Below are 7,672 nucleotides of genomic sequence, written 5' to 3'. Positions count from 1 at the left end.
ATATTCACATTTATATCTTGTTTATGATTTAAAGGTATCTTAATCTATTTATATGAAGGTATTTTGAACAAAACATGAAGGAGGTGCAAAAATGTTACCAATTGAACGTCGGGAGCAAATGTTAACATGGTTAGAGAAAGAAGGGACCCTCTCGATAACAGAGATAAGCAATCGTTTACATGTTTCTGAAATGACTGTTTATCGAGATATAAAACCACTAATAGAGGAAAAAAAGATCATTAAAACTTCAGGTGGAATCTGTTTAGCGCAAGTAACGAATGTTTCTTCAACAGCTTGTACATATTGCTTCAAGGAATCAAATAATCGCCACCCTGTTCAAATTATTACCCATGATTTAAGGGTTGAACAATTATGCTGCCCTCACTGTGGCTTATTACGATACAGGGACATTGAAAAAGATGTATCTCAAATCATTTGTCGGGATTTCCTGCAAAATACGACCATTAGTTCTAAAATGGCTTACTTTTTAATGGACGCAGATTTTAATTTGCATTGCTGCCAGCCACAAGTATTAGCTTTTGATTCATTAAAACATGCTGAGCAATTTCAAAAGGGCTTTGGTGGAATTGTCCTTCGATTCAACGAAGCCATCGAAGAAATACATAAAAGAATGAATGGTCAAATGGGCTGTGGGTGTAAACGATAATACAAATAGAGGAGCAATAATGATGAAACGTACAGTCAAAAAGATTTCCAAACTGTTTTTACCAACGCTTTTAGGTTTGTTTTTATTTTCGAGTGTGGCAAGTGCCCATGTTACAGTCGTTCCGAAAACCTCTACAACAGGTGCATGGGAAACGTATACGGTTAAGGTTCCAGTTGAAAAGGATGTAGCAACGACGAAGGTCACGATCAAAGCACCAGCTGGTGTTGAAATTAAGTCTTATCAGCCAGTTCCTGGATGGAAATATTCTGATGAAAAAGATGCGAATGGAATAGTTAAATCATTTACATTCGAAGCAACTGGAGAAGGAATTTTGCAAGGTCAATTCCAACAGTTTACTTTCGTTGGGAAAAACCCTGAAAATGCTACAAAAGCGGCTTGGGATGCATTTCAATATTATAAAGATGGAAGTATCGTAGAATGGACAGGAGATGAAGGTGCGGATAGTCCTCATTCCATTACCGACATTGTTGCTGGAACATCAACCGATGGTCATGATGATAAAGCTAAAATGGAAGAAACTAAAAAAGAAGAAACAAAAACAGAAGTTTCTAAAACAACAGACGCTGATAAATCAGATTCGTCTCTTCCACTAATCATATCAGCAGGTGCAGCTTTACTTTCATTAATCGCACTTGTACTTGCATTCCGTAAAAAGTAAATGACTAAAAATGACCTATTCAACGTATGAATAGGTTTTTTTCTTGAACAAGAAAGCGTTGTAATAAACTTTTCAACGAAAGGGTGCTCTCTTTAAAGGTCTGGAAGCAAAAAAGGCAGTCTATTTCTTTATGGTTAATGGCAGCAGGTAACCTATGTTCCTTTGGTGAAAGGTCTGGTATGTCAAGGTAAATATCAACCCACGAATTTCCCATTATTCATCAATTATTCTATTTTAAAGTATGTCCATCATAGCAACCAATCTCTATGAAATCAGTTCTTTTTTCTACATCAAATTAATATAAATGACAAAGTTAACTTTTTCCAGAGGTGAATAGTTTGGAGATTTTTGGTTTGTCATTTGCGGTTCTATTGAAAATTATTTTAATCAATATTGTATTAAGTGGTGATAATGCAGTTGTTATCGCAATGGCATCACGTAATGTTCCAAAGAAACAACAAAAAAAAGCAATCTTTTGGGGAACATTTGGAGCCATTATTTTACGGTTACTATTTGCAATAGCAATTGTTTATCTATTGGACGTCCCTTTCGTAACGTTTATAGGTGGACTTCTTCTAGTCTATATAGCCATTAAACTACTCATTGGTGATGATGAGGAAAATAGTAGAGAAGGTGATTCAAGTTTCATTTCCGCTGTGAAAACAATCATTATTGCAGATGCAGTAATGTCCCTTGATAATGTCCTAGCGATTGCTGGTGCCGTTGAAGGAAATTTAGTTGGTATAATGATCGGAATTATTGTTAGTATTCCTATCGTTGTTTTTGGAAGCCAGTTAATATTAAAAGCAATGGACAAGTACCCTATTATCTCCTATGCAGGTGCTGGAATCTTAGCATGGACAGCAGGTGAAATGATCGTTGGAGAACCTAAATTTGAGCCTTTTCTCTCTCGTGATTTACATTCATTGGTTCCTGTAACAATTACAATTTTTGTTATTGGTTTTGGATTTTTAATTTCTAAGAAAAAACTGCTATAAAAGCTTAAGAAAAAATGATATAGAAATTAAAGCCTTTCTTAGATTAATATAAGAATTAAGTCATTTTATTGAAATTGAACGTATTCGTTAATGAACAGCACCCCAACTGTTAGATACCATCTAACAGTTGGAGGTGCTGTTCTTATGGCTAATTTACAGCCTGAATTTTATCAGGCCCCCGTGTCCATTTTTAAAGAACTTTTTTGGAGACGATCTGAAAGCAGACTATACGCAAATACTTTCTTCTTGTACTGTTTGACTACATCAATACGATCGTTGTAACTGAAAACAAATAACCGAATATCATTTTTGTCTTTTTTCGTTTCAATAACTAATGGAGTCTTACTGCTCTCTGGATGTAAATATAAGTCCTCGGTCCCTGGATATATGTAATGATGCTCTAAAAATGTAGCTTCGTTAAAGTCATGAATCACTTGAAATTTGTCTTCATCTTCTAAAGGTTTTCCGTCCATTGTTACGGTGATATTCGTTTCAGTAAGTTTGGAATGAACTTCAAATTTCTTTATAAGCCATTCCACTGGACCTGTTGGAAGACAAGTCATTAATATTTTCACAATACTTATGAGAATAATCGAAATCACAGCCCATGTCATTTTCATCATCTCCGTTACGGCATTTGTTTGTTTCTAATCGTTTTAATAATATCTCAACTAGAGCAATTAATAACCATCCAATTCACCTAAAAATATACCATCCACTTTCAGATGTTATCTCTAGTGAAGTAACTGAGGACGTACACAATGGAAGTATAGACACGTAATTAGAAGATTTTCTCAAATAAAGAGAAAAGACACTATACATTAATGGTAAGTAAAAATAGAATAATGTAGAATCACCTTTTTCTATCTTGTTAACCAAATAAGTTTAAAAAAATGAATTCATAATCAATGACAAAAGGGCGAACCATAAAAGAGAATTTCTATGTATTATTTTTTAGCGGAATCCTTTATCTAAAAAACACTATTTAGAGATTTTTCTTCCTCAAGAGCTTTTTGGTACAAATGATGCATTTATTATGAAAATGTAGGGGAGTCAATATTGTGGAATTGTTTAAAAGAAAAGGGAATTTAGTTAGTTTGCATCCTGCCCAGATCCTTGTATTGGGTTTCGGTAGTCTAATACTATTGGGGACCCTTCTTTTCATGCTGCCTATAGCTACGTACGAAAAGGGACGTGGACTTAGCTTCATTGATGCCTTATTTGAAGCAACTTCTGCAGTCTGTGTTACAGGCTTGGCAGTTGTTGACACGGGAACCACCTTTACTTTATTTGGTGAAATTGTACTTCTCTGTTTGATTCAAATTGGCGGTTGGGGATTTATGACCACAGGAATATTTATGTTTATTATCTTAGGAAAAAAAATTGGTCTAAAGGAACGCTTATTATTACAAGATTCGTTAAATGTATTTTCTCTTTCAGGTGTTGTTAACCTAGTAAAAAAGATTATCCTCATTACTTTTATTGTTGAACTAATTAGTGCTACGATCTTAGCCATTCGTTGGTCATTTGAAATGCCGTTGGGAAAAGCCATTTACTATGGGATATTCCACTCGATTTCAGCTTTTAATAATGCTGGGTTCGGTCTTGAACCTGATAATCTGAGCAAATGGGTAGGTGATCCAACTGTTAATATAATGGTTACCCTTCTTTTCATCACTGGAGGTATTGGTTTCACTGTTATTCTTGATCTATTTCAAAAAAGATCCCTTCGTAAATTATCCCTGCATTCTAAAGTCGCGCTGCTTATGACACTCATACTTAACATTGTAGGACCATTAATTATTTTTATTTCAGAATATAGTAATCCGGCTACTATGGGTAATCTGCCGTTAGGAGATAAGCTTTGGGCCTCCTACTTTCAAGGGGTTGTAACAAGGACGGCTGGTTTTAATACGATTGATATTGGTTCCATGAACCTATCTTCCCTTGTTATTATGATGGCATTGATGTTTATTGGTGCTTCTCCAGGATCTACTGGAGGGGGGATTAAAGTAACAACCTTTGCTATTATTATTTTAGCCTTCTGGGCTGTGGTCACAAATCGGGATGATTTGAATATTTTTAAACGAAGAATTTCGTGGGAACTGGTAAATAAATCCTTGTCTATTGTTGTGGCAGGTATCTTTTTTATCTTCCTCATCTTTTTTTTATTAACGTTTACCGAAAATGCGGATATGAGTAAACTTCTTTTTGAAACCATTTCCGCCTTTGGAACAGTTGGCTTGTCTGCAAATTTTACACCCGAACTGTCGCCTTTTGGCAGAATATTGATTACCATTATGATGTTTATTGGAAGGCTTGGACCTTTAACCATGGCTTTTGCACTTCTAAATACTCGAAAAGAAGCCAAGGTAAGATATGCAGAAGAAAAAATATTAATCGGCTAAGGATTATTGATTGAAATAATTAGGATTCCTTTGAGGTGAATGATGAACGATGATTAAGCAAAGTTATGCAGTTATTGGGTTAGGTCGTTTTGGGTCGAGTATAGCGGCTAAATTATATGAAGCTGGACAAGAAGTAATGGGAATTGATCTAGACAATGAACGCGTAGATGATGGAAAATTATTGGTTACTCATGCTGTCGCACTTGATTCTACAGAAGAAGAATCACTTAAATCAGTGGGGATTCGTAATTTTGATTATGTAATTGTCGCAATCGGTAATGATATGCAAGCTAGTATCTTAACCGTCTTGCTTTTAAAAGAAATGGGAGTAAAACAGGTAATTGCAAAAGCTCTTAATAAACGCCATGGACAAGTATTAACAAAAGTTGGAGCGGATTGGGTAATCCATCCTGAAAGAGATATGGGAGAGCGTGTTGCACATCAGCTTCTCTCGCCCAACGTGTTGAATTATATAGAGTTGTCAAATGAATACAATATAGAAGAAATGATGATTCCACCAAGTATGACAAGAAAGAGCTTACGGGAGCTTGATTTACGAGCAAAATATAACGTAACCGCCATTGCAATCTTGAGTAATGAACATTTAATCATATCTCCTTCTCCTGACCAGATCATTCAAAATGGTGATAAGTTAGTAGTGATTGGCCATCGAGATGATCTAAATGATTTTGCAAATATAAAATAATTCATTAGGAATAGTAGATGAGAAACAAAAATGAACACTGGCTTAGAATCCAGTGTTCATTTTCATATGGTTCATATTCAGCAATTTTACCTGTTGGTTGTTCTATCATTATGGGTCCAATACTCTTAACTAAGACACGTTTGGCGATAGCTTGTGTTCGGCAGCTTTTGTCTTTAACCAAGGTTTGGAGACCCAGCGTTTCAAGGCGAAAAATCCTCGGACACATTCATCAAGTCCTTGGGCTAGCCAAACTCCTAATAGTCCTAAACCAAGTGTAATTCCGAAAAAGTAACTAAATACTACGGCAATTCCCCACATGCTGATGACACCGATGATAACAGGGAATCGGACATCACCTGCTGATTTTAAAGAACCCATTAGGACGATATTCATGGCACGGCCAGGCTCGATAAATACAATCGCCCATAATACTGGTAGAGCAATAGCAATAATGTTAGTATCGGTGGTAAACATGGTTAAGATTGGTTCGCCAATTAAGGCAACAGCAAGAGAAACAGCAGCTGAAACCATTACGGCAATTTTTAATGTCTTTAGCCCCCGCTTCAGGGCCTTGTCATATTGCTTAGCCCCGATATAACGGGCAATCAAAAGTTGTGTCCCTTGGGCAATGGCGACCGTAAACAGGAAGCAAAGCATCGATATATTTAAAATATACACCCGTGCTGCTAATGCCGCAGCTCCAGTAAGTGCTACAAAGCTGGTAATAACAACCTGAGAAAATTGGTAAGAAAGATTTTCTCCAGCAGATGGAACCCCGATGGAAAGAAGCTCCTTAACATCCGTTTTATTGATTTTGAAGATATCTTTTATATGAAACTTTAAAGCTAGCTGTTTATATACAAAGTAAAAAAGAGCTGCAATGATAAATATCCGGGCAACAAACATGGAATAGGCTACCCCAGCAACACCTGTTACAGGAAGGCCGAACCATCCTTTAATGGCAATAAAGGAACCAAGAATATTGATGACATTCATGATGACAGTCACGACCATGGTTTCTTTGGTAAGTCCGTAACTGCGTAAAACAGCACTTAAAGCTAAAGAGATGGCTTCAAGGAAAAGAGATAGACCTGTGATGGTAAGGAAGGTGTAGGCAAAATCGTAAACTTCACCGCTAAGTCCGTAAAATTTTAAAAACAAGCCTCCAAAAGCAACCACAACGATGGTCATGATAACTCCAATCCAGAAGTTCACTCCAAAGGCAGATCTTGCAAGGCGACGTGCCCGATTCAATTGGTTTGCTCCTAAATTTTGCCCGATAAGAATGGTCGCTCCGATGGCAGTGACGTTAAATACTAAAATAAAAATATTAATAATTTGATTGGCTACTCCAACTCCTGCAACAGCGTTGTCTGAATATCCGCTTAATACTAACGTAGCAACGATCCCCATACCCATATGAAGCGATATTTCGATAAATAGAGGCCACGTGATGCTAAACAATGATTGATCTTGGTACTTATTGTTCTCTACAGTCAATTTATTCTCCTTCTTTACCCAGAATCTTATAAAACCAATTTTAACTACATTTACTCTAAATGAATATCAAAAAGTATTTCAAAAAATTCCAGTTATAGTCATCGAGACATTCCCTCCGGCCCAAAAATAAACCATTTATCCCCCTTAGAATAAACGAGTTAGTATAAGAAGATCAGTTTTTTGAACGGATGCTTTTCTCCAACAAGGAGAAAAGACTTATTTTTTTAAACAGGAGTAGGATAAATCAAAAAAAAGCAGGAAACGGAATTTTATCAAAGAACTTATAGTTTATTAAAATATTAAGGAGAGTGCTAATATGGAAAAAATACATTTTTTAGTAAGTGAATTTTTCTTTAGTATAACCTTATGTGTGGTGGCTCTGTTTTTTGCATTAAGATCGGATGTCTTTTCGATTTCCATTGTCTTTTTAGGGTTAATTGCCGGGTCACTGATTGATATGAATTTGCGTTCTATTTATAAAAATAAACCAGTAAAAATTAGCGGGTATCTTGAGCATAAACAAAGAATAGTAGAAAAAGAAACAAGTATGTAATCTTCTTCTACTGTTGGATGCTGGCGTTCACAATGAGTTAATAAGTAATGAAGGCTTCATATACAAGATGTTAGGAATTACTTGTATATAAAGCCTTTTTTTTTATGAAAGCTGTGTTAAAGGATATTGTTGATATGTTAGCAATGTTGATTGGAGCGGAA

General features: G+C 35.8%; 8 protein-coding genes. 6 read left to right on the top strand and 2 right to left on the bottom strand.

Going from position 1 to position 7,672, the window contains the following annotated elements:
- The first annotated feature begins 91 nt into the window (after positions 1-91).
- The 3 genes from V7137_RS17305 to V7137_RS17295 all read left to right on the top strand — a co-directional run bounded on the left by V7137_RS17305 (position 92) and on the right by V7137_RS17295 (position 2,344).
- The gene (locus tag V7137_RS17305; RefSeq protein WP_335699245.1) at positions 92-667 is read left to right on the top strand and encodes a DeoR family transcriptional regulator; all 576 of its coding nucleotides are present in this window, start codon (positions 92-94) and stop codon (positions 665-667) included.
- A 22-nt stretch (positions 668-689) separates the two neighbouring features.
- The gene (locus tag V7137_RS17300; protein WP_335699244.1) at positions 690-1,346 is read left to right on the top strand and encodes a YcnI family copper-binding membrane protein; all 657 of its coding nucleotides are present in this window, start codon (positions 690-692) and stop codon (positions 1,344-1,346) included.
- Between the two features lie 338 nt (positions 1,347-1,684).
- Positions 1,685-2,344 (top strand): TerC family protein, encoded by a 660-nt coding sequence (locus V7137_RS17295; RefSeq protein WP_335699243.1) that lies wholly within the window; start codon positions 1,685-1,687, stop codon positions 2,342-2,344.
- A gap of 170 nt (positions 2,345-2,514) precedes the next feature.
- Here V7137_RS17295 and V7137_RS17290 read toward each other — a convergent pair whose 3' ends face one another.
- Positions 2,515-2,958: a YfmQ family protein gene (locus V7137_RS17290; protein WP_335699242.1), complete on the bottom strand. Its 444-nt coding sequence runs from the start codon at positions 2,956-2,958 to the stop codon at positions 2,515-2,517.
- A gap of 444 nt (positions 2,959-3,402) precedes the next feature.
- Between V7137_RS17290 and V7137_RS17285 the strand changes: the two genes are divergently transcribed.
- Both V7137_RS17285 and V7137_RS17280 read left to right on the top strand, forming a co-directional pair.
- Entirely contained in the window at positions 3,403-4,752 is a 1,350-nt protein-coding gene (locus V7137_RS17285) for a TrkH family potassium uptake protein (protein ID WP_420490147.1), read from the top strand.
- 49 nt (positions 4,753-4,801) lie between these two features.
- Positions 4,802-5,458 (top strand): potassium channel family protein, encoded by a 657-nt coding sequence (locus tag V7137_RS17280; protein WP_335699240.1) that lies wholly within the window; start codon positions 4,802-4,804, stop codon positions 5,456-5,458.
- 129 nt (positions 5,459-5,587) lie between these two features.
- Here the strand turns inward: V7137_RS17280 and V7137_RS17275 are convergent, their stop codons facing one another.
- Positions 5,588-6,958, bottom strand: coding sequence for an MATE family efflux transporter (locus tag V7137_RS17275; protein ID WP_335699239.1), 1,371 nt, complete (start codon positions 6,956-6,958; stop codon positions 5,588-5,590).
- A gap of 316 nt (positions 6,959-7,274) precedes the next feature.
- Here V7137_RS17275 and V7137_RS17270 point away from each other — a divergent pair, with 316 nt between their 5' ends.
- On the top strand, positions 7,275-7,511 hold the full coding sequence (locus tag V7137_RS17270; protein ID WP_218348567.1) for a hypothetical protein: 237 nt from the start codon (positions 7,275-7,277) through the stop codon (positions 7,509-7,511).
- Positions 7,512-7,672: the final 161 nt, after the last annotated feature.

The organism is Neobacillus drentensis (genome assembly GCF_036962765.1).
GTDB classification, from domain to species: domain Bacteria; phylum Bacillota; class Bacilli; order Bacillales; family Cytobacillaceae; genus Neobacillus; species Neobacillus drentensis_C.
The sequence above is the reverse complement of the archived record's forward strand: the minus strand, read 5'-3'. Positions and strand labels throughout refer to the sequence as shown.